The organism is Companilactobacillus mishanensis, assembly GCF_003946505.1.
Classification (GTDB): Bacteria; Bacillota; Bacilli; order Lactobacillales; family Lactobacillaceae; genus Companilactobacillus; species Companilactobacillus mishanensis.
Window position 1 is genome coordinate 132,454 of sequence record NZ_RHON01000005.1, and the last position, 21,390, is coordinate 153,843.

Here is a 21,390-nt window from a genome sequence, read left to right on the forward strand (position 1 = left end):
TCCTTATTTATTCTTCATCAAAAATCTTAATTTCATCTGAATCTTCAGTAAGTGTAACAATAGCTTTACGACGTTTGCTTGTGAATCCAACATAACGACCTTGGCGCTTCTTCTTACCAGAAACATTCATGATATTTACTTTTTTAACTTTTACGCCGAAAATTTCTTCAATAGATTGTCTTACAAGAACTTTGTTAGCATCAAGAGCTACATCAAATGTGTATTTCTTGTCTGCCATTGTATCCATTGAACTTTCAGTAACAACTGGGCGAATAATTACGTCTCTTGCGCTCATTATCCAAGCACCTCCTCAATCTTAGAAAGTGCTGCTTGTGTAACTACTAATTTCTTAGCACTGATAACATCAAGAACGTTAACACCTTCTGGTGCAACAACTGTAACTTTATCAATGTTTCTTGCTGATAAAGCAACATTGTCATTGCCATCTTCAAGGACAACCAATGCCTTGTCATCTGCACCTACTGTTGAAAGTAATTGTGCGAATGATTTAGTACTTGGTTTGTCATATGAAACTGAGTCAATAACGATCATGTTACCGTCAGCAGCTTTTTGTGAAAGTACAGACTTCAATGCTAAACGGCTAACTTTTCTAGGAAGATGGTATGCGTAAGATCTTGGTGTAGGACCGAAGACGGTACCACCACCAACCCATTGTGGTGAACGGATTGAACCTTGACGAGCACGACCTGTTCCTTTTTGACGCCATGGTTTTTTACCACCACCACGAACTTCAGAGCGGTTTTTAACATCATGTGTACCTTGTCTCATTGATGCACGTTGCATAAGAACTGCATCTGTAACAACGTTGTTGTTTGGTTCAATACCAAAGATTGCGTCGCTTGCTTCAACAGTACCGTTTTCAGCACCGCTATTTTTATAGGCTGTGATTTTTGTCATAACTCATTTTCCTCCTTCCTATTTTGTATTAGCTTTAACAGCTGTTTGAATTTTAACTAATGAGTTGTTTGCTCCGGGTACATTACCCTTGATCATAATTGCATTGTTATCTGTATCAACTTTAACAACAGATAAGTTTTGTGTAGTCACGCGATTGTTACCCATACGTCCGGGAAGCATCTTACCTTTGAATACACGGTTGATAATGGCACCCATTGATCCTGCAACACGGTGATATCTAGAACCGTGAGTTTCAGGACCTCTAGCTTGTCCAAATCTCTTAATGTTACCTTGCATTCCATGTCCCTTTGATGTACCTGTAACGTCGACAATATCACCTGAATTAAATGTATCTACTGAAACTTCTCCACCTAATTCGTAATCTCCCATTTCAACATCGCGAAATTCGCGTGTGTAATGTTTAGGAGTTGTGTTTGCCTTTTCTGCATGACCTTTGGCAGGTTTGTTAGTTAGAACTTCACGACGGTCTTCAAAGCCAAGTTGTACAGCTTCATAACCATCTGATTCTACTGTTTTCACTTGCATAACAACATTAGGTGTTGCTTCTACAACTGTAACAGGAACTAATTCGCCGTTTTCAGTGAAAATTTGAGTCATTCCAATTTTCTTACCAAGAATTCCTTTTCTGGCCATGTTTGCACCTCCAATAATTTATTTTTATAATTATAATTTAATTTCGATATCTACACCTGATGGTAGATCTAACTTCATTAATGAATCAACTGTCTTAGGTGATGGATTAACGATGTCAATAAGTCTTTTATGTGTACGCATTTCGAATTGTTCTCTAGCATCTTTATGCTTATGTGGTGAACTCAACACTGTATATAGTGAACGTTCTGTTGGTAAAGGAATTGGGCCTGAAATTGTAGCACCAGTTCTCTTTGCAGTTTCCACAATCTTGTCAGCTGATTGATCTAAGATACGATGTTCGTAAGCCTTCAAGCGAATGCGAATTTTTTGACTTGCCATGGGGTTACCTCCTTTTTGTCTCTTTCAAGATGACCGGCTCCGTGAAAATATCCAACAGCCCTGCCGTGGCAAAGCGGCCGGGCGTGTCGCAACCTCTCACTTCTAAACCGTCGATATTTATTTAAATACCATTTGGCGCATACTTCTCCGTTGAAATAAGCACTTTTCTTATAATACACGATTAAAGGTGCATTATCAAGGCATTTTTAATTTTTGCATCGAAAAACTGTCAGTCATGTAGTACTCCTTCAAATATGAGATAATCAATTTATTCTTATTTTGCAGGAGGACTTTATGGCAATATTTAAGAATTCAACACAACAACGTTTATTTTACTACCAACTACTTCTGAATTCGATACTTATACTAATTATTGAGTTAATTAAAAATAACTATACATATACCTGGATTTTATTGATCAATATTCTGGGTTTAGTTCTTCCAGTATCTAATAGGAAGAAACTGAAACTTTTTAATCAGTATATTCAGCCGATCGCCCAAGCAGCCATCATTCCAACAGCATTCTCTTATCTCATAACTTTGACAAAAGATTATGTTGCCTGGACCTCAGCTCCCATGATTTTTGTAACACTGATATACGCAACAATCATGTATATACCCTACACATTTGTTTTCTTTAAAAATATCCATAGCAAGTTTATGCAAATTGTCATTATTCTACTTAGTTTCTTGTTCACTGCAACTTCTGCTTTAGACTGGATGACCATTGATACACCGCTTGAAGAAGTTCACCTGATCAAAACTTTATCAGACACATTATTTCTTGGAGCTATCATCATTGCCGTAATTATTCTTGTTGCAATGCACGTTTGGAAATATGATTTACCTAAATTTAGATTTAATAACCAAGTCAATAAATTTGCGATGATTTTCTTATTGCTATACTTGATCTGGTTTACAGCTTGGAACTCAGCATCAAGTGGCAACACATTTATTGCATCGCTTTACATGTTCGACTTTTCTAAATTACACTTTACAACTTCTAATATACTTAGTGGTCTGGAAGCCGGTATTGCTGAAGAATTCATTTTTAGATATGCAGTGCTGACGATTTTCCTGATTTTTCTAAAGAATTCAAAACATAAAACCACATTTGCAGTAATAATCAGCAGTCTCCTATTTGGACTAGCACATGGTATCAATATTTTTGCAGGCCAGGATTTTGGCAACACTTTGATTCAAATCATCTTTGCATTCGGCTTAGGTGCATTTTTATCATCAATATACCTTTATACAGATGCATTCTATATTCCCATTCTGATCCATTCACTTTTAGATATATTTGTATTCGCCGCAACTTCATCTGACGTGATGACAGGTAAAGTAGCTACTTCGGATATCATTTTTACAATAATTGAATCTTTGATCTTTGTCGTTATTGCTGCCTTACTGATTAATTCTGTATCACATCGTCAACAACTAACATCTTAGACACATTAGACACAAAAAAACTCGAGAGCATATACTCTCGAGTTTTTATTTTGAAAATTAGTCTTCAGCTTTTCCGCCGTTCTTTTCAATAATTTCTTTTTGAATTGACTTAGGAACTTTCTCGTAATGATCAAATGTCATTGTGAAAGTACCACGACCTTGTGTTGCTGAACGAAGTGTTGTAGCATATCCGAACATTTCTGAAAGTGGAACGAACGAGTTAATCAATTGAGCATTACCACGAGCTTCCATACCTTCAACACGTCCACGACGAGCAGTTACTTGTCCCATAACATCACCTAAGTAATCTTCTGGAGTAACGATTTCAACCTTCATAATAGGTTCAAGAATTACGGCACCAGCATTTTTAGCGGCGTTACGTAAAGCGATTGAAGCAGCAATCTTAAATGCAGCTTCAGATGAATCGACTTCGTGATATGAACCATCATATAACTTAGCCTTAACATCGATCAATGGGTATCCGGCAAGAACACCATTTTCCATTGATTCTTTCAAACCTTGTTCAACTGAAGGAATGTATTCACGAGGAACAACACCACCAACGATGGCATCTTCGAATTCGAAGCCTTTTCCTTCTTCATTTGGTGTAAATTCAACCCAAACGTCACCATATTGACCTTTACCACCAGATTGACGAACGAATTTACCTTGAGCTTGTGTTGACTTAGTAAATGTTTCACGGTAAGCAACTTGTGGCTCACCAACTTTACATGCAACCTTGAACTCACGTTTCATACGGTCAACCATGATGTCCAAGTGAAGTTCTCCCATTCCGGCGATCAATGTTTCACCAGTTTCAGGATTTGTTTCAGCTTGGAAAGTAGGATCTTCTTCTGATAGTTTTTGGATAGCGATATCCATCTTGTCTCTATCTTCCTTTGAATCAGGTTCGATAGAAACTTGGATAACTGGATCTGGAATATCCAATGATTCAAGAATCAATGGATCATCAGGATCTGTAAGTGAATCACCAGTAGTTGTATTCTTCAAACCGATAACGGCAGCGATATCACCTGAGAAAACTTCTGGGATTTCTTTACGGTGGTTAGAATGCATTTGTAGCAAACGACCAACACGTTCACGCTTGTCTTTTGTAGCGTTAAGAACGTAAGAACCTGATTCTAGAGAACCTCTATATACACGAATGTATGTTAGACGTCCAACGAATGGATCAGTAGCAATCTTGAATGCTAAACCAGCAAATGGTTTGCTATCGTCAGCAGTCAATTCTACTTGGCTGTCATCCTTAGGATTTGTAGCATTGTAAGGACGAACTTCAAGTGGAGATGGAAGATAATCAACAACGGCATCCATTAACATTTGAACACCCTTATTCTTGAAGGCAGAACCAGCAAGTACAGGGAAGAATTTCAAATCAACAGTAGCCTTTCTGATAGCACTACGGATTTCGTCATTACTGATTTCAGCACCATCAAGGTATTTCTCCATGATGTCATCATCAACGTCAGCAACGGCTTCGATCAATTCAGCACGTTTTTCTTTAGCTTTTTCAAGGTATTCATCAGGAACATCAACTGTATCCCACTTTGTACCTAACTCATCTTCATCATAAAGATCAGCTTTCATTTCGATCAAGTCGATAACACCTTCGAAGTTATCCTCAGCACCGATAGGCATTTGGATAGCATGGGCATTAGCGTCTAATCTTTCATGAAGTGTTTCTACAGAGTAGTCAAAGTTAGCACCGATTTTATCCATCTTGTTAACAAAGACAATACGAGGAACACTGTATGTTGAAGCTTGACGCCAAACATTTTCAGTTTGTGGCTCAACACCTGATTGAGCATCAAGAACAGTGATAGCACCATCTAGCACACGAAGTGAACGTTCAACTTCAATTGTGAAGTCAACGTGTCCTGGAGTATCGATGATGTTGATTCGGTTACCTTTCCATTCAGCAGTTGTAGCAGCTGATGTAATAGTAATACCACGTTCTTGTTCTTGGGCCATCCAGTCCATTTGTGAAGCACCATCATGAGTTTCACCAATTTTATGGATTTTACCAGTATAGTACAAAATACGTTCTGTTGTTGTTGTTTTACCAGCATCAATATGAGCCATGATACCGATATTACGAGTATCTTCTAATGGAAATTCACGTTTATTAGCCATTAAAAATTTTATCTCCTCTCAGTTTACTAGATTCTACCAACGATAATGAGCAAAGGCACGGTTGGCATCAGCCATCTTATGTGTATCTTCACGTTTCTTAACTGCAGCACCTGTATTGTTTGCTGCATCCATAATTTCGTTTGCTAGTCTCTCATCCATTGTGTGTTCTCCACGTAAACGAGCATAACTAACGATCCAGCGTAGACCTAATGTTGTACGACGATCTGGACGTACTTCAATAGGAATTTGGTAGTTAGAACCACCGATACGGCGAGCCTTAACTTCTAGTACTGGCATAACATTGTTCATTGCTTCTTCGAAGACGTCCAATGGTTCATTACCAGTCTTGTCCTTGATAATATCGAATGAACGATAAAGGATTGATGAGGCTGTACCTCTTTTACCGTCATACATCAAGTGGTTGATTAATCGTGTTACTAATTTTGAGTTATACATTGGATCAGGTAAAACATCGCGTTTTGGAGCGCTACCTTTTCTTGGCATATTAAATTCCTCCGTTATTATTCTTAACTAATTTATTTCTTAGGTTTCTTAGCACCATATTTTGAACGGCTTTGCATACGGCCATCAACACCGGCTGTATCAAGAGCACCACGAATGACGTGGTAACGAACACCAGGTAGATCCTTTACACGACCACCACGAACAAGAACAACACTATGCTCTTGTAAGTTGTGACCAACACCAGGGATATATGCAGTAACCTCAATAAGGTTTGATAGTCTAACACGGGCATACTTACGTAAAGCTGAGTTAGGCTTCTTTGGTGTCATTGTACCAACACGAGTTGCAACTCCACGTTTTTGTGGGGCTGGATTCTTTGTGGCAACTTTCTTCATACTGTTGTAACCATAGTTCAATGCAGGTGAGTTTGACTTCGATCCGATTGACTTACGGCCTTTACGAACTAATTGATTGATTGTAGGCATTCAAAGTTCCTCCTAAAAATTTTAAGTACACACATCCAGGTGGTTCACAATTTTTGAAAAATAATAAACCACTAGAGTGGTGTACGCTTTGAGCTTATATTTATAAACAAAACAAATATTGCTGCCAATAAAAGCACGTCTACTAGAATACCATCTACTACAGGTAGTGTCAACGTAACATTTTTAATTAAGACAGAAATTTTTTCCACATTTCAACGTAATTTTACTTGAGGTGTCCAAATGAAAATTATATTTTATATTCTAACTTTTATACTTGGCTCAAGTATGGTTTCCTTTTTGACCGTATTAGCATATGAATTCCCCAAAGGAGAATTCTTAAACCTGCGCAGATCTCAATGTGATGTCTGTGGAAAACAACTGAAGTGGTATCACACAGTGCCTATTTTAAGCTATCTTCTATTGAAAGGTAAGGGGTATTGCTGTAAAAAGCCAATTAATATTGTTTACCCATTATCTGAGTTTTTTGGTGGAATGGTTTTTGTATTGACAATAATCACTGAAAAGAACATCCCTATCGTTACATCAATATTCATAATGATGACCATCTTTGCGTTCATGGATTACTTCTATGGATACATTTACCCTATATTCTATTTGATTTTACTTCCGTCTATAATTATCAATTTTCCAAATCTACATCTGATTTCCAGTCTACTTATATTTTCAACACTTCATCTATTAGCTTATATTTCAAAAGGTTTAGGTTTCGGAGATATTGAAGTCCTCTCCCTGCTCAATTTATTATTAGGTGCAGAAATAATTTTAAAAATAATTATTCTTGCTTGTTTACTTTGTCTTGTACACTTTCTTATCAACAAAAAAAGATCATTTAGATTTATCCCCTATCTAACAATTTCTACTGGAATAGTCTATTTGATCTTTGGATAATTTAATTGATTGGTAAAACCTTAATTTCTTTCAACCAGTTCATACATAATGACCACCATTTTGAAACTTGATCATTAAGATACTTGTCTCCACCTGGTTCTTGAGTTTGATATGTTGCAAGTGACAAACCATGACGTCCACTTGAAAATAGGTGCAATTCAAATGGCAAATTCATTTCTTCTAGTTTTGAGGCATACAACAACGAGTTTCGTACTGGCACAGTTTGATCTGTGATCGTCTGCCAAATAAAAGCTGGCTTACTGTTTTTGGTTACTGTATCTTGGCTATGCCAAAACAACTTGTTTGGACTGATCTGTTTAATTTTTTCATCATCACCAGGCCAACCTGCCTCTAAATCAATAACTGGATAACCAACTATAACTGCACGAGGTGTCACATTCAACTTATCTTTAAACACTTCTTTAGCTGTGTCTGGGTTTGTCATCAACGAATTGTAATTGGTTACTATTTGACCACCAGCAGAAAAACCTACTAATAGTATTTTATCTAAATCAATTTGATGTTCCGCCTGAACCTCTTTGAGCCAGTTCATTGTAGTTGCTAACTGTTGAACTGCAGCAGGATAAACTGATTTACCATCTTTTAATAACTGATAATGAAGAACTATCGCATGGATACCTTCGGAGGCAAATTTCATGGCTATCGGTTGTGCTTCCCTATCTGAATGAAAATTGAATCCGCCACCTGGAATAATAATAGCTAATGGATGATTTACTACCTTATCAAAATCACCTATCTTATCTAAAAAATATGTATCTAATTGAAAATCTGTTCCATCAAATGTCAAAGTTTTTCTATCTAACATATTTGCCTCCTATTTTACTGCGGTGAAAGTACCTACCATCATTTTCGGATCAACTTGGATACCGTAACCCAAGTCAGGATGAAACTTAAAATCTGTACTAACTACAACAATTGTCGGAATGCCTTTTTCCTGGTCCAAACGTGAAGTATCAATCAGTTCGAGTCTGTCACCGAAGTCGACTTTCTCCCCGATTCTGACATCTAGAGAAAACCGCTCGCGTTTCAGATGTTCCTGACCAACACCGAAATGGATCAAAACATCCCTTTCATCTGGTGTCCTGATGATCAAAGCTTGATTGGTTGGGAAAATACTACTGACCATTCCAGCTATTGGAGTTCTTACATCCCCAGAATTAGATCTAATGGCAAAACCATGACCTAATGAACCACTAGAAAAAACTGGATCATCTACCTGAGCTAATGAAATAAATTGTCCACTCATTGGTGCATATACAGCTGTATCTTTGCGATTATTGTTAAAAAACAGCATCCCCACTCACCTCTGATCATCCATAGTCCTTATTAATGAAAGTACCACATTTAACAAAATAAATAAAATAATGCAAAAAAATAAGTTGCAACGAGTATTCTCGTTACAACTTATTTATGAAATCTAATTTTTGTTTTCTTCTTGTTTCTTAGCATCTTCAGCTTTCATTTGTTCTTCGATGTCAGAAATTGTATAAGCTCCGTTTAAAGAGTTGGCAGCCATTGGACCAGTTTTCTTTGGTTCCATATGACCATACTTAGCCATACCAGTACCGGCAGGGATAAGTTTACCAATAATAACATTTTCTTTAAGTCCAAGTAGTGGATCGTTCTTTCCACGAATTGAAGCATCTGTAAGAACTCTTGTTGTTTCCTGGAAGGAAGCAGCTGACAAGAAACTGTTAGTTTCAAGTGATGCTTTTGTGATACCGAGTAACACTGGACGACCAGTAGCAGGAACGCCACCGCTGATCAATGTCTCACGGTTGTGATCTGTAAATTGTGCAATATCCATCAATTCACCAGGTAATACGTCTGTATCACCAGGATCAAGAACTCTGATCTTACGTAGCATTTGTCTGATCATAACCTCGAAATGCTTATCTGAAATATCAACACCTTGCATACGGTAAACTTTTTGAACTTCAGCAAGTAGATAGTTTTCTGTTGTAAGAACGTTTGTGATCTTGATCAATTCCTTAGGATCGATTGAACCTTGTGTTAACTTACCACCACGTTTGATTGAGTCACCTTCGGCAACCGCAACACTTGATGTATAAGGAACACTATAAGTTCTAGTATCGATATTACCTTCAACAGTAATTTCTTTGGTATGTTCTGCAGGATTTTCATCAATTGCAGTAATAGTACCATCAACCTCGGAAATGATAGCAAGACCTTTAGGGTTTCTGGCTTCAACGATTTCTTGAACACGAGGAAGTCCTTGTGTAATATCATCGCCACCAGCAACACCACCAGTATGGAAGTTACGCATAGTCAATTGTGTACCGGGTTCACCGATTGATTGAGCAGCAACAGTACCAACCGCTTCACCAATTTCGACTTCTTCACCAGTAGCAAGGTTACGACCATAACATTTCTTACATACACCATGTTTTGTATTACATGTAAATGCTGAACGAATTGTAACTTCTTGAACGCCGGCATCGACAACTTTTTGTGCAATGTCTTCATCCATCAAAGTACCACGAGGAACAATTACTTCACCAGTTTCAGGATCTGTAACAGTCTTTTGTGTATAACGTCCAACTAAACGGTCAAACAATGGTTCGATCAAGTCGTTACCTTCCATAATTGAATGAACGACTAATCCACGATCAGTACCACAATCTTCTTCACGGACGATAACATCTTGAGCAACATCAACTAGACGACGTGTTAAGTAACCTGAGTTGGCTGTCTTCAAGGCTGTATCGGTCATACCTTTACGGGCACCGTGAGTTGACATGAACATTTCCAAAACAGATAGTCCTTCACGGAAGTTAGAAATAACTGGGATTTCCATCATACCACCGTTAGGAGCAGCCATAAGTCCACGCATACCAGCAAGCTGTGTAAAGTTTGAGATATTACCACGGGCACCAGAGTCAGACATCATTGAGATAGGGTTTGTAGGATCAAATGAATCGATAAGCTTTTGTTGAATATCGTCTTTTGTTTCGTTCCAAACACTAATAACACGATCATGTCGTTCATCATCAGTGATAAGTCCACGACGGAATTGCTTAGAAATAGAAGCAACTTGTTTGTGGGCCTTGTCAATAATTTCAGGCTTTTCTGTTAAGTTAGGAACATCAGTAACACCAACTGTTAATCCAGAATAAGTACAGATTGTGTAACCTAATTCTTTCATATCATCTAGTAGTTCTGAAGTTCTTTGAACACGATATACTTTGAAAATTTGAGCAATGATATCACTCAAGAATCCACTCTTCAATGGATCAATAAGATCCATTTCATCAAGAATATCGTCAATGTTTGCTCCCTTATCCAAGAAATACTTGTCAGGAACACCATTGATCAAGTTATCGTCAGTAGGTTCATTTAAGTATGGGAAATCTTCTGGAAGAATTTCGTTGAAGATAACCTTACCAACACTAGTGATCATAACTTGTTTGCGTTGTTCATCTGTAAATGGTTTGTTTGGCATTGAATTAACAGCAATACCAATTCTTGTATGGTAATGAACATCACCATTCAAGAGAGCCATTTGTACTTCGTTTGAATCCTTGAAGATCTTACCTTCACCAGTCATATGTCTTGTTTCGATTGTTAGATAATAGTTACCCAAAACAACATCCTGTGATGGTGTAACGATAGGTTTACCATCTTTAGGAGCAAGAATATGGTGAGCAGCAAGCATCAACATACGAGCTTCAGCTTGAGCTTCGTCTGATAGAGGAACGTGGACAGCCATCTGATCCCCATCAAAATCGGCATTATAAGCTTCACAAGCAAGTGGATGTAGACGAATTGACTTACCGTCAACTAGAACAGGTTCAAAGGCTTGAATACCAAGTCTATGAAGTGTAGGGGCACGGTTAAGTAATACTGGACGTTCCTTGATTACATCTTCAAGAACATCCCAGATGTCGTCATCTTGACGATCAATTTTCCTTCTAGCATTTTTAACGTTAGAAGCAATTTCACGTTTAACTAATTCATGCATTACGAATGGTTTGAACAATTCCAAAGCCATTTCACGAGGCAATCCACATTGATAGAACTTCAATGTAGGACCAACATCGATAACTGAACGACCTGAGTAGTCAACACGTTTACCAAGTAAGTTTTGACGGAAACGTCCTTGCTTACCTTTAAGCATATGTGAAAGTGACTTCAATGGTCTGTTACCTGGTCCAGTAACTGGACGGCCACGACGACCATTATCGATCAAGGCATCAACGGCCTCTTGCAACATTCTCTTTTCATTTTGAACGATGATGTTAGGTGCATTTAAATCTAACAATCTCTTCAAACGGTTATTACGGTTAATTACACGACGGTACAAATCATTCAAATCGGAAGTGGCAAAACGGCCACCTTCAAGTTGAACCATTGGACGTAAATCAGGTGGGATAACGGGAATTGCATCCATTACCATCCATTCCGGTTTGTTACCAGATTTTTGGAAAGCACTCAAAATATCCAAACGTCTGATAGCACGTGTACGTTTTTGACCTTGTGCAGTTTGTAGAACTTCACGAAGATCCTTAACTTCTGCCGGCATATCTACTTGGCTAAGAAGTTCTCTGATACCTTCAGCACCCATTTTAGCAACAAACTTGTTACCAAATTCTTCGCGCTTCTTACGGTATTCAGATTCTGTAAGTAGTTGTTTTGTTTCTAGGTCTGTATCACCTGGGTCAATAACTACGTATGAAGCAAAGTAAATTACTTCTTCAAGATTTCTTGGGCTCATGTCCAAAACTAATCCCATACGTGATGGAATTCCCTTGAAATACCAGATATGTGTAACTGGAGCTGCTAATTCGATATGAGCCATACGTTCACGACGAACCTTTGAACGAGTAACTTCAACACCACAGCGGTCACAAACAATACCCTTATAACGGATACGTTTGTACTTACCACAAGCACATTCCCAGTCTTTTGTTGGTCCAAAGATTCTTTCATCGAACAGACCATCTTTTTCTGGTTTCAAAGTACGGTAGTTGATTGTTTCGGGTTTTTTAACTTCACCATAAGACCAACTGCGGATCTTATCTGGAGAAGCTAGACCAATTTGCATACTTTCAAATTTATTAACGTCTATCAAAAGGTAACCTCCCTAACATGCCAAATTTAACTATTTTTCTGATTTTGTTCCTTGTGAATCGCTTGATTGAACTGATTGTCCATCTTCAGCTTCTAGCTTTTTAGCTTCTTCTTCGGCACGTTTTTGTTCTTGTTGCTTAGCAAATTTAGATAGTGCGTCAATACTTACAGTATCGTCGTCGTCATCCATATCTCTAAGTTCGATTTCTTTTTTACTACTGTCTAGAACTTTCATATCAAGTCCAAGAGCTTGTAATTCTTTAACAAGAACACGGAATGATTCAGGAACTCCAGGCTTAGGAATACTTTCACCCTTAACAATGGCTTCATAAGTCTTAACACGTCCAACAATATCATCAGACTTGTATGTCAAGATTTCTTGAAGTGTATAAGCGGCACCATAGGCTTCCAAGGCCCAAACTTCCATTTCACCAAATCTCTGTCCACCGAATTGTGCTTTACCACCAAGTGGTTGTTGTGTAACAAGTGAGTAAGGTCCGATTGAACGGGCATGTAACTTATCGTCAACCATGTGAGCTAACTTCATGTAGTACATAACACCAACAGCGACACGATTCTTGAATGGTTCACCAGTACGTCCATCATAAAGAATAGACTTACCATCTGAATCCATATCAGCTTCTTTAACAATGTCCCATAACTCATCATCACTAACACCATCGAAAACAGGTGTTGCAACATGGATGCCAAGTTTTCTAGCAGCCATACCTAAGTGAAGATCAAGAACTTGTCCGATATTCATACGTGATGGAACACCCATTGGGTTCAATAGGATATCTACTGGAGTACCATCTGGCATGTATGGCATATCTTCTTCAGGTACAACGATTGAAACGGTACCTTTATTACCATGACGTCCGGCCATCTTGTCACCAACTTGAATCTTACGTTTTTGAGCAATGTAGACACGAACCATCATGTTAACACCAGGGTTCAATTCATCCCCAGCTTCACGAGTAAATACTTTTACATCTTGGATAATTCCGCCACCACCATGTGGTACACGAAGTGAAGTATCACGAACTTCACGAGCTTTTTCACCAAAGATAGCATGTAGTAATCTTTCTTCAGCTGATAATTCTGTAACACCTTTAGGTGTAACTTTACCAACTAGAATATCACCATCACGTACTTCAGCACCGATGCGGATAACACCGAACTCATCAAGATCTTTAAGAGATTCTTCACCAACGTTAGGAATCTCACGTGTGATTTCTTCAGGTCCAAGTTTTGTATCACGTGCTTCTGATTCATACTCTTCAATATGGATTGAAGTATATGCATCTTCACGAACTAATTTTTCTGAAAGAACAATGGCATCTTCGTAGTTATACATGTTCCATGTCATGAAAGCGATAAGTGGGTTTTGACCAAGAGCTAATTCTCCACCTTCCATAGCAGGACCATCAGCAATAATATCGCCAGCCTTAACTTCTTCGCCCTTACGAACGATTGGTCTTTGGTTGTAACTCTTACCATTATTAGAACGACGGAACTTAGTAACTTTATATTCGTCAGTAGTTCCATCATCATTACGTTCAACAGTGATCTTCTTTGCATCAACATATTGAACAGTACCTGCATGTTGTGCAAGCAATGCAGCACCAGAATCATGGGCAGCAATATATTCCATTGATGTACCAACAAGTGGAGCATGTGGGTCAACCAAAGGAACAGCTTGACGTTGCATGTTAGCACCCATTAGGGCACGGTTTGAATCATCGTTTTCCAAGAAAGGAATACATGCAGTAGCTACAGAAACAACTTGCTTAGGTGAAACGTCCATGTAATCGACTTTGTCAGCAGTTGTTTCAATGTTGTCATCCTTGTGACGAGCCAAAATTGTATCATCAACGAATGAACCATCATCAGCTAAAATTGAGTTGGCCTGAGCAACGATGTAATTATCTTCTTCGTCAGCTGTTAAGTAATCAATCTTATCAGTAACTTTATGAGTATCCCATGAAACACGACGATATGGTGTTTCGATGAAACCATATTTATTAACAATAGCGTAACTGGCCAAGTTGTTAATAAGTCCGATATTAGGACCTTCGGGAGTTTCAATAGGACACATACGACCATAGTGAGTATAGTGAACGTCACGAACTTCATATCCGGCACGATCACGAGTCAAACCACCAGGTCCAAGAGCTGACAGACGACGCTTGTGTTCCAACTCACCAAGTGGATTAGTCTGATCCATGAACTGTGAAAGTTGTGATGAACCAAAGAATTCCTTGATTGAGGCAACAACTGGTCTAATGTTGATCAACTGTTGAGGTGTAACAGTTGATGAGTCTTGAATTGACATTCTTTCACGTACAACACGTTCCATACGTGACAAACCAATACGGAATTGGTTTTGAAGTAATTCACCGACTGAACGAATACGACGGTTACCCAAGTGATCAATATCATCAGTATTACCAATATCTTCTTTAAGGTTTAAGAAGTAATTCAAACCTGCAAGGATATCAGCAACTTGGATAGTACGGTTGTTTTCGTCAATGTGACCATTACCGATGATGTTAACAACTTTTTCATTATCTTCTTTTGAGTAAACTTTGATAATTTGAAGTGTAACAGGATCTGTTTGAGCACCTTCATCAGAAGGTTGCAATGTAACAGTCTTAAAGTCATCACGATCAAGATATGGACTCAATGTGTTCATAGCATCACGATCGATAACTGTATCTTTTGCCAAAACAACTTCACCTGTATCAGGATCAGCCAATGTTTCAGCTAATGTTTGGTTAAGCAAACGTGTCTTAATGTTTAGTTTCTTATTGATCTTGTAACGACCAACTGAAGCTAAATCATAACGACGTGGGTCAAAGAATCTAGCATATAGCAATGAACGAGAACTATCTGCAGTCTTTGGTTCACCAGGACGAAGTCTTTCATAGATATCTTTCAAGCCTTCTTCAACACGTGAGTCACTTGTATCTTTATGAACATCTTTTTCAAGTGTCAAATTAAGTGTGTCATTTTCACCAAAGATATCTAAGATTTCAGAATCAGAGCCAAAACCTAAAGCTCTAACTAGTTCAGTCATAAGTAACTTTCTAGTTCTATCGATTCTTACGTATCCAAGACCCTTAGCATCTGTTTCATATTCCAACCAAGCACCACGGTTAGGAATAACTGTAGTACCGAAAGTAATACGACCGTTCTTATCAGTATCAGCATTGTAGTAGATACCAGGAGAACGAACTAATTGTGAAACGATAACACGTTCAGCACCATTAATAATGAAAGTACCTTGATCTGTCATTATTGGGAAGTCACCAAAGAACACGTCTTGAGTCTTGATCTCACCAGTTTCGTGGTTAGTCAATTTCAAAGTTACGTGTAGTGGGGCTGAGAAGTTAGCATCATGTTGTCTAGCTTCTTCGACTGTATATTTTGGTTCCAATAATTTGTAGTCAACGTATTCCAATGAAAGGTTTCCAGCAAAATCATCGATTGGCATTATGTCATCAAACATGTCCTTAAGACCTTCGTCTAAGAACCAATTGTAAGAATTCTTTTGGATGTCAATTAGATTTGGGAGTGGAAGTACTTCCTTGATCTTGGCATAACTACGACGAACACGGTGTGCACCATAATTTACGTTATGAAAAGTCAAATTCTTCACCTCAGCATATATTTTTGTCCAAATACGCACCATTAGAAATATTACAATTGTGTTACAAATTGTATGCAAACGGTTTAATTACCTAATTTAAGGCAAAAAAAAACCAAAAATAGAATTATTTTTCTATTTTTGCTTTTTCTATACGGCATCGCCACGGACAATAGATCGCGGTTTGCGTTTTGAACTTTAAATCTCAAGTGCAATATTACTAGCATTAATTGGCTTTGTCAATGATTACAACTCAATTAATATTTAGACTTTAGCACCTTTTTTATTATCTTTAGAGTTCTTTTTATTATTTACTTTTTTTGAAGGTTTAACTGCTTTATCGACATTGATTTCAAGTTTGCCCTTCTTTGAGCCTACTTTGATAGTGTCGCCTTCTGAAATATTGTTCATTAACAACAACTCACTCACTGGATCCTCGATTTCTCTTTGGATCGTTCTTCTCATTGGACGGGCACCATATTCTGGGTTGTATCCATCCTTAACAAGATCTTCATAAGCTGAAGGAGAAATTGATAATTTGATATTTCTATCCAACAATCTCTTTCTCAAATTGTTACTCATGATCTTAGCAATAGCTTTGAGTTGTTCCTTATCTAATGCTTTGAAGACGATTGTTTCATCAATACGGTTCAAGAACTCAGGTCTGAAGAATTTCTTCAACTCTGAATTGATACGTGATTGCATTTCTTTGTAATCATTACGTGCGTCTTTAGCACCAAATCCAACAGATTTATCTTCTTCAAGTGAACGAGCACCCAAGTTAGAAGTCATGATAATGATTGTATTTCTGAAATCGACCTTACGACCTTTAGCATCAGTTAAAATACCATCATCTAGGACTTGCAACAAGATGTTGAAAACATCTGGATGAGCCTTTTCAACTTCATCAAGTAGGATTACTGAATATGGTTCATTTCTAACTTTCTCAGTTAATTGACCACCTTCGTCGAATCCAACATAACCTGGAGCTGAACCGATAAGTTTAGATGTACTGTATTGTTCCATGTATTCTGACATATCAACACGGATCAAGTTGTCTTCTGATCCAAACATAACTTCGGCAATAGACTTAGCAAGTTCTGTCTTACCAACACCAGTAGGTCCTAAGAACATAAATGAACCGATTGGACGATCAGGATCTTTCATACCACTTCTGGCACGACGGATAGCTCTAGAAACAGCACCAATAGCATCATTTTGACCGACAACCCGTTTGTGGAGTTCTTTTTCAAGATTCATCAAACGTTCACTCTCTTTACGAGTGATTTGAGTAACTGGTACACCAGTCCAGTCGGCAATGATCTCAGCAATATCTTGTTCACCAACAACAGGTTTCTTCAACTTGCCGTCGCCTTCGGCTTCTTTATATTCTTCGATCTTAGCTTGAAGGTCTTGTTCCTTTTCACGAATTTGAGCAGCCTTACCAAAATCTTGATTAAGGATGGCGGCATTCTTTTCGTCGATAAGTTCGAGTGATTGAGAATTCAACTTTTCCAACTCGTTATTGTTGGCATTGTTATGAATACGTACCTTAGCTGAAGCTTCATCAATTAAATCAATCGCCTTATCTGGTAAGAAACGGTTAGTTAAGTAACGTGTTGATAGACGAACCGCTGCACTGACAGCAGCATCTGAAATTGTTAATCCATGATGTTGTTCATAACGTGGACGTAGTCCATCCAAAATTTGGATAGATTCTTCAGCAGTTGGCTCTTCGACGTAAACCTTAGCAAAACGACGTTCCAATGCTGTATCTTTTTCAATGTACTTTTGATACTCATTTGAAGTTGTGGCACCGATCAATTGTAGTTCGCCACGAGCTAAAGCTGGTTTCAAAATGTTAGATGCATCAATAGCACCCTCTGCACCACCAGCACCAATCAAAGTATGTAATTCATCAATAAATAGAATTACATGTTTGTCTGCATAAATTTCTTCAATAATTTTCTTTAATCTATCTTCAAACTCACCACGATACTTAGTACCGGCAACTAATGAGCCCATATCTAGCATCATGATACGTTTGTTTTGCATGTCTGAAGGAACTGTCTTAGCAACGATTGCTTCGGCTAGTCCTTCAACGATAGCTGTTTTACCAACACCTGGTTCACCAACTAATACAGGATTGTTTTTTGTACGACGACTAAGAATTTGAATCGTACGTTCAACTTCCTTTGCACGACCCACAACAGGATCGACACGGTTTTCAGCTGCTAATTTAGTCAAGTCACGAGCTAATGAATCCAATGTAGGAGTTCCAGCTTGTTCCTTCTTCTTTTGGTTAGCACCAACACCACGACGAGCAGTCTTGTTGGTCATTCCCATCTTACTTAATAGTAGATTCTTAGTTTTTGTTAAACTCAATCCAAGGTTTGTCAAAATTCGGTTTGCTAGATTATCTGAATCATCCAAAATAGCTAGGAGAATGTGTTCTGTTCCAATTCTACTTGAATTGTATTGCGTTGAAACACCTTCTGAACCTGATAAAATTTGTTGACCCTTTGGTGAATAAGGGAGGTAAATGCCAGTAGCAGTGTTTGCTGATGAATCGCCGTAACCTGTAAGATGCTCGATCTCTTCGATAACGTCTTTGTCGCTTACAGCCAAGTCACGTAAAGTAATACCAGCAATACCATCATTCTCCATGGTAAGACCTAGTAAAATATGTTCCGTGCCAACAGCATTATGATGAAATGTCTTAGCCTGCTCTTGAGCCAAAACAAGTGCGTTTTTTGCGCTTTCGGTAAACACTTTGTCCATAATAGTTACCTCGACTTATTAATTAATCTGTGATGAAAGTATAATTCTATAGCTAAAAAAATCAAGCAATTAAAACTATAGTCTCAACAACACCTTGTGGTACTCCTAAATATTTATTATTCATCTGAATCTAATGCAACAATACCATTACTTTCAGGCAAATAGTACAAATTAGTTTGTGATTTTTTTGATTCTTATTTAATACCTATAATCATGTTAATATGTAACTCACCTAAAAAGCAATCAATGCTACCAAAAATCTCTTAATAGAGATGATATAAATATGTAAGGGCTATAATACTAATGTTTTTATGAATATTTGTAAAGCAATACACACTCTCAGACAATCAAAAAAGGTAATTAATTCAAAATATTGAATTAATTACCTTTTAACTTTATCGGGAAAACAAGATTTGAACTTGCGACCCCCACGCCCCGAACGTGATGCTCTACCAAACTGAGCTACTTCCCGATTGACGTATGTGATATATCTGTGAAGCGGAAGACGAGATTCGAACTCGCGACCCCCACCATGGCAAGGTGATGTTCTACCACTGAACTACTTCCGCAAAATGCCGACTAGAAGATTCGAACTTCCGACCCCCTGTTTACAAGACAGATGCTCTGCCAACTGAGCTAAGTCGGCATGATTAATTAAAATCATACAATATAACTAATACGGGTGAAAGGACTTGAACCTTCATGTCCATTGGACACTAGAACCTAAATCTAGCGCGTCTGCCAATTCCGCCACACCCGCAAAATGGAAATGTTAAACCATTAAGCTATTTGCTTAATGGAGGATACAGGGATCGAACCTGTGACCTCCTGCTTGTAAGGCAGATGCTCTCCCAGCTGAGCTAATCCTCCATGTCTTTAATCGACAACTATATTATTATACTCAAAGACAACAAAAAAAGTCAACGAAAATTCGCTGACTTTTTTAATTATTATTCTTCATTTTGTGAATTATCTTCTGGTCTCATGGTTGGGAAGAGGATAACATCGCGGATCGAAGGCGCATCTGTAAGCAACATTACTAATCTATCAACACCAATTCCAAGTCCACCTGTTGGTGGCATACCGTATTCAAGAGCTTCGACGAAATCATCATCAATATGTTCAGCTTCGTCGTTACCATTTGAACGTTCTTCAGCTTGTGCTTCAAAACGTTGACGTTGATCGATTGGATCATTTAATTCTGTAAAGGCATTTCCGTATTCATGACCTAAGATATAAACTTCAAAACGGTCAGTGAAGTTAGGATTGTCTTTATTTTTCTTAGCTAAAGGAGAAACCTCTAGTGGATATTCATAGATAAATGTTGGTTCCTTGAGTGTGTCTTCAACGAATTCATCAAAGAATTCGGAGATAATGTGTCCCACACCCCAGAAGTTTTCGTAATGGACACCCTTGTCATCAGCCAACTTACGTGCTGCATCAAGGTCCATATCTTGACTGAAGTCGATGCCAGTTTGTTCTTTGATAGCATCAACCATCTTGATACGTTTGAAAGGTTTGCCCAAGTCAATTTCTTCACCTTGGTAAGTTACTTTAGTTGTACCAAGAGCAGCCTCAGCTGCATGTTTGAACATGCCTTCTACTTCTTTCATAACGTCAGTCATGTCAAAGTAAGCTGCATATGTTTCCAAACTTGTGTATTCAGGGTTGTGTTGTGTATCCAATCCTTCGTTACGGAAGGCTCTACCAATTTCATATACACGTTCAAATCCACCAACGACTAATCTCTTCAATGGAAGCTCTAAGGCAATACGCAAGTACATATCCATATCTAGAGCATTGTGGTGAGTCATGAATGGACGAGCAGTAGCACCACCAGCTTGTGTATTCAAAACAGGTGTTTCAACACTCATAAAGCCTTCTCCATCTAAATACTCACGAATGGCTGAAATAATCTTGGTACGTTTCTTAAAACGATCAAAACTATCTTGATTAGCAATCAAATCTAAATATCTTTGACGATAAATTTGCTCGATGTTTGTCAAACCATGAAATTTATCTGGTAATGGACGTAGTGACTTAGACAACATAGTTACGTGAGTTGCTTTGATTGTCAATTCACCCATATCAGTCTTCATGATTTCTCCATGAATACCAAGATGATCACCAATATCAGAACGTTTGAAGATATGATAATTCTCTTCTCCAACTTCATCCTTACGAACGTAAATTTGAATCTTGCCACTTCTATCACGGATGTCAGCAAAACCAACTTTACCTTTTCCACGTTTTGTCATCATACGACCGGCAATTACAACTGGAAGATCTTGTTCTTCAAGTGTTTCTTTATCTTCGTCACCATATTTATCATGAATATCTTGTGCCAATTCAGTTCTTTCGAAACGTGAACCGAATGGATCAACACCTTCATCATATAACTCTTGTAACTTTTCACGACGAACTCGAAGTTGATCGTTCATTTGCTTTTCTTTACCAGTTTGCTTATTTGGA

The 21,390-nt window shown here is 38.1% G+C and carries 15 protein-coding genes and 5 tRNA genes; 2 read left to right on the forward strand and 18 right to left on the reverse strand.

What is annotated here, in order from left to right; genetic code table 11:
• Positions 1-7 precede the first annotated feature (7 nt).
• From rplW to rpsJ, 4 genes are read right to left on the reverse strand one after another with little or no spacing between them, the layout of a single operon-like run.
• Positions 8-295 (reverse strand): 50S ribosomal protein L23, encoded by a 288-nt coding sequence (gene rplW, locus EKM63_RS07325; protein WP_125705211.1) that lies wholly within the window; start codon positions 293-295, stop codon positions 8-10.
• Positions 295-918, reverse strand: a complete 624-nt coding sequence (gene rplD, locus EKM63_RS07330) for a 50S ribosomal protein L4 (protein ID WP_125705213.1) — start codon at positions 916-918, stop codon at positions 295-297. Before rplD ends, rplW begins: the two co-directional genes overlap by 1 nt.
• Positions 919-936: 18 nt before the next feature.
• The gene (gene rplC, locus EKM63_RS07335; RefSeq protein WP_125705215.1) at positions 937-1,572 is read right to left on the reverse strand and encodes a 50S ribosomal protein L3; all 636 of its coding nucleotides are present in this window, start codon (positions 1,570-1,572) and stop codon (positions 937-939) included.
• 30 nt (positions 1,573-1,602) lie between these two features.
• Positions 1,603-1,911 (reverse strand): 30S ribosomal protein S10, encoded by a 309-nt coding sequence (gene rpsJ / locus EKM63_RS07340; RefSeq protein ID WP_125705217.1) that lies wholly within the window; start codon positions 1,909-1,911, stop codon positions 1,603-1,605.
• A gap of 294 nt (positions 1,912-2,205) precedes the next feature.
• On the opposite strand from rpsJ, the gene EKM63_RS07345 reads away from it, so the two are divergent.
• Entirely contained in the window at positions 2,206-3,363 is a 1,158-nt protein-coding gene (locus tag EKM63_RS07345; protein ID WP_125705220.1) for a CPBP family intramembrane glutamic endopeptidase, read from the forward strand.
• Positions 3,364-3,420: 57 nt separating this feature from the next.
• Here the strand turns inward: EKM63_RS07345 and fusA are convergent, their stop codons facing one another.
• The 3 genes from fusA to rpsL are packed head-to-tail and all read right to left on the reverse strand — an operon-like array spanning position 3,421 to position 6,467.
• Entirely contained in the window at positions 3,421-5,517 is a 2,097-nt protein-coding gene (gene fusA, locus EKM63_RS07350; RefSeq protein ID WP_125705222.1) for an elongation factor G, read from the reverse strand.
• A 33-nt stretch (positions 5,518-5,550) separates the two neighbouring features.
• A complete protein-coding gene (rpsG, locus tag EKM63_RS07355) occupies positions 5,551-6,021 on the reverse strand; it encodes a 30S ribosomal protein S7 (protein WP_010624929.1) in 471 nt (156 codons plus the stop codon).
• A 32-nt stretch (positions 6,022-6,053) separates the two neighbouring features.
• Positions 6,054-6,467: a 30S ribosomal protein S12 gene (gene rpsL, locus EKM63_RS07360; RefSeq protein ID WP_125705224.1), complete on the reverse strand. Its 414-nt coding sequence runs from the start codon at positions 6,465-6,467 to the stop codon at positions 6,054-6,056.
• A 240-nt stretch (positions 6,468-6,707) separates the two neighbouring features.
• On the opposite strand from rpsL, the gene EKM63_RS07365 reads away from it, so the two are divergent.
• Positions 6,708-7,376, forward strand: a complete 669-nt coding sequence (locus EKM63_RS07365) for a prepilin peptidase (RefSeq protein ID WP_125705226.1) — start codon at positions 6,708-6,710, stop codon at positions 7,374-7,376.
• A 1-nt stretch (position 7,377) separates the two neighbouring features.
• Here EKM63_RS07365 and EKM63_RS07370 read toward each other — a convergent pair whose 3' ends face one another.
• The 11 genes from EKM63_RS07370 to lysS form a co-directional block, all read right to left on the reverse strand.
• The gene (locus EKM63_RS07370; protein WP_125705227.1) at positions 7,378-8,202 is read right to left on the reverse strand and encodes an alpha/beta hydrolase; all 825 of its coding nucleotides are present in this window, start codon (positions 8,200-8,202) and stop codon (positions 7,378-7,380) included.
• Between the two features lie 9 nt (positions 8,203-8,211).
• Positions 8,212-8,691: a PTS sugar transporter subunit IIA gene (locus EKM63_RS07375; RefSeq protein WP_125705229.1), complete on the reverse strand. Its 480-nt coding sequence runs from the start codon at positions 8,689-8,691 to the stop codon at positions 8,212-8,214.
• Between the two features lie 123 nt (positions 8,692-8,814).
• Complete coding sequence (gene rpoC / locus EKM63_RS07380; RefSeq protein WP_125705231.1) at positions 8,815-12,489, reverse strand: DNA-directed RNA polymerase subunit beta'; 3,675 nt, start codon at positions 12,487-12,489, stop codon at positions 8,815-8,817.
• A gap of 30 nt (positions 12,490-12,519) precedes the next feature.
• Complete coding sequence (gene rpoB, locus EKM63_RS07385; protein WP_172968594.1) at positions 12,520-16,182, reverse strand: DNA-directed RNA polymerase subunit beta; 3,663 nt, start codon at positions 16,180-16,182, stop codon at positions 12,520-12,522.
• A gap of 219 nt (positions 16,183-16,401) precedes the next feature.
• Complete coding sequence (locus EKM63_RS07390; RefSeq protein ID WP_125705235.1) at positions 16,402-18,918, reverse strand: ATP-dependent Clp protease ATP-binding subunit; 2,517 nt, start codon at positions 18,916-18,918, stop codon at positions 16,402-16,404.
• Positions 18,919-19,316: 398 nt separating this feature from the next.
• Positions 19,317-19,390, reverse strand: a tRNA-Pro gene (locus EKM63_RS07395).
• A gap of 25 nt (positions 19,391-19,415) precedes the next feature.
• Positions 19,416-19,487 (reverse strand) — tRNA-Gly (locus EKM63_RS07400).
• A gap of 4 nt (positions 19,488-19,491) precedes the next feature.
• Positions 19,492-19,564 (reverse strand) — tRNA-Thr (locus EKM63_RS07405).
• Positions 19,565-19,595: 31 nt separating this feature from the next.
• Positions 19,596-19,678 (reverse strand) — tRNA-Leu (locus EKM63_RS07410).
• Positions 19,679-19,715: 37 nt separating this feature from the next.
• Positions 19,716-19,788 (reverse strand) — tRNA-Val (locus EKM63_RS07415).
• A gap of 80 nt (positions 19,789-19,868) precedes the next feature.
• A complete protein-coding gene (gene lysS, locus EKM63_RS07420) occupies positions 19,869-21,359 on the reverse strand; it encodes a lysine--tRNA ligase (RefSeq protein WP_225418276.1) in 1,491 nt (496 codons plus the stop codon).
• Between the last annotated feature and the right edge of the window lie 31 nt (positions 21,360-21,390).

Bases quoted from the DNA above. Each gene is read 5' to 3' on its own strand.
- rplW (WP_125705211.1), bottom strand. From the start codon at position 295: ATGAGCGCAAGAGACGTAATTATTCGCCCAGTTGTTACTGAAAGTTCA.
- rplD (WP_125705213.1), bottom strand. From the start codon at position 918: ATGACAAAAATCACAGCCTATAAAAATAGCGGTGCTGAAAACGGTACT.
- rplC (WP_125705215.1), bottom strand. From the start codon at position 1,572: ATGGCCAGAAAAGGAATTCTTGGTAAGAAAATTGGAATGACTCAAATT.
- rpsJ (WP_125705217.1), bottom strand. From the start codon at position 1,911: ATGGCAAGTCAAAAAATTCGCATTCGCTTGAAGGCTTACGAACATCGT.
- EKM63_RS07345 (WP_125705220.1), top strand. From the start codon at position 2,206: ATGGCAATATTTAAGAATTCAACACAACAACGTTTATTTTACTACCAA.
- fusA (WP_125705222.1), bottom strand. From the start codon at position 5,517: ATGGCTAATAAACGTGAATTTCCATTAGAAGATACTCGTAATATCGGT.
- rpsG (WP_010624929.1), bottom strand. From the start codon at position 6,021: ATGCCAAGAAAAGGTAGCGCTCCAAAACGCGATGTTTTACCTGATCCA.
- rpsL (WP_125705224.1), bottom strand. From the start codon at position 6,467: ATGCCTACAATCAATCAATTAGTTCGTAAAGGCCGTAAGTCAATCGGA.
- EKM63_RS07365 (WP_125705226.1), top strand. From the start codon at position 6,708: ATGAAAATTATATTTTATATTCTAACTTTTATACTTGGCTCAAGTATG.
- EKM63_RS07370 (WP_125705227.1), bottom strand. From the start codon at position 8,202: ATGTTAGATAGAAAAACTTTGACATTTGATGGAACAGATTTTCAATTA.
- EKM63_RS07375 (WP_125705229.1), bottom strand. From the start codon at position 8,691: ATGCTGTTTTTTAACAATAATCGCAAAGATACAGCTGTATATGCACCA.
- rpoB (WP_172968594.1), bottom strand. From the start codon at position 16,182: ATGGTGCGTATTTGGACAAAAATATATGCTGAGGTGAAGAATTTGACT.
- EKM63_RS07390 (WP_125705235.1), bottom strand. From the start codon at position 18,918: ATGGACAAAGTGTTTACCGAAAGCGCAAAAAACGCACTTGTTTTGGCT.
- lysS (WP_225418276.1), bottom strand. From the start codon at position 21,359: ATGAACGATCAACTTCGAGTTCGTCGTGAAAAGTTACAAGAGTTATAT.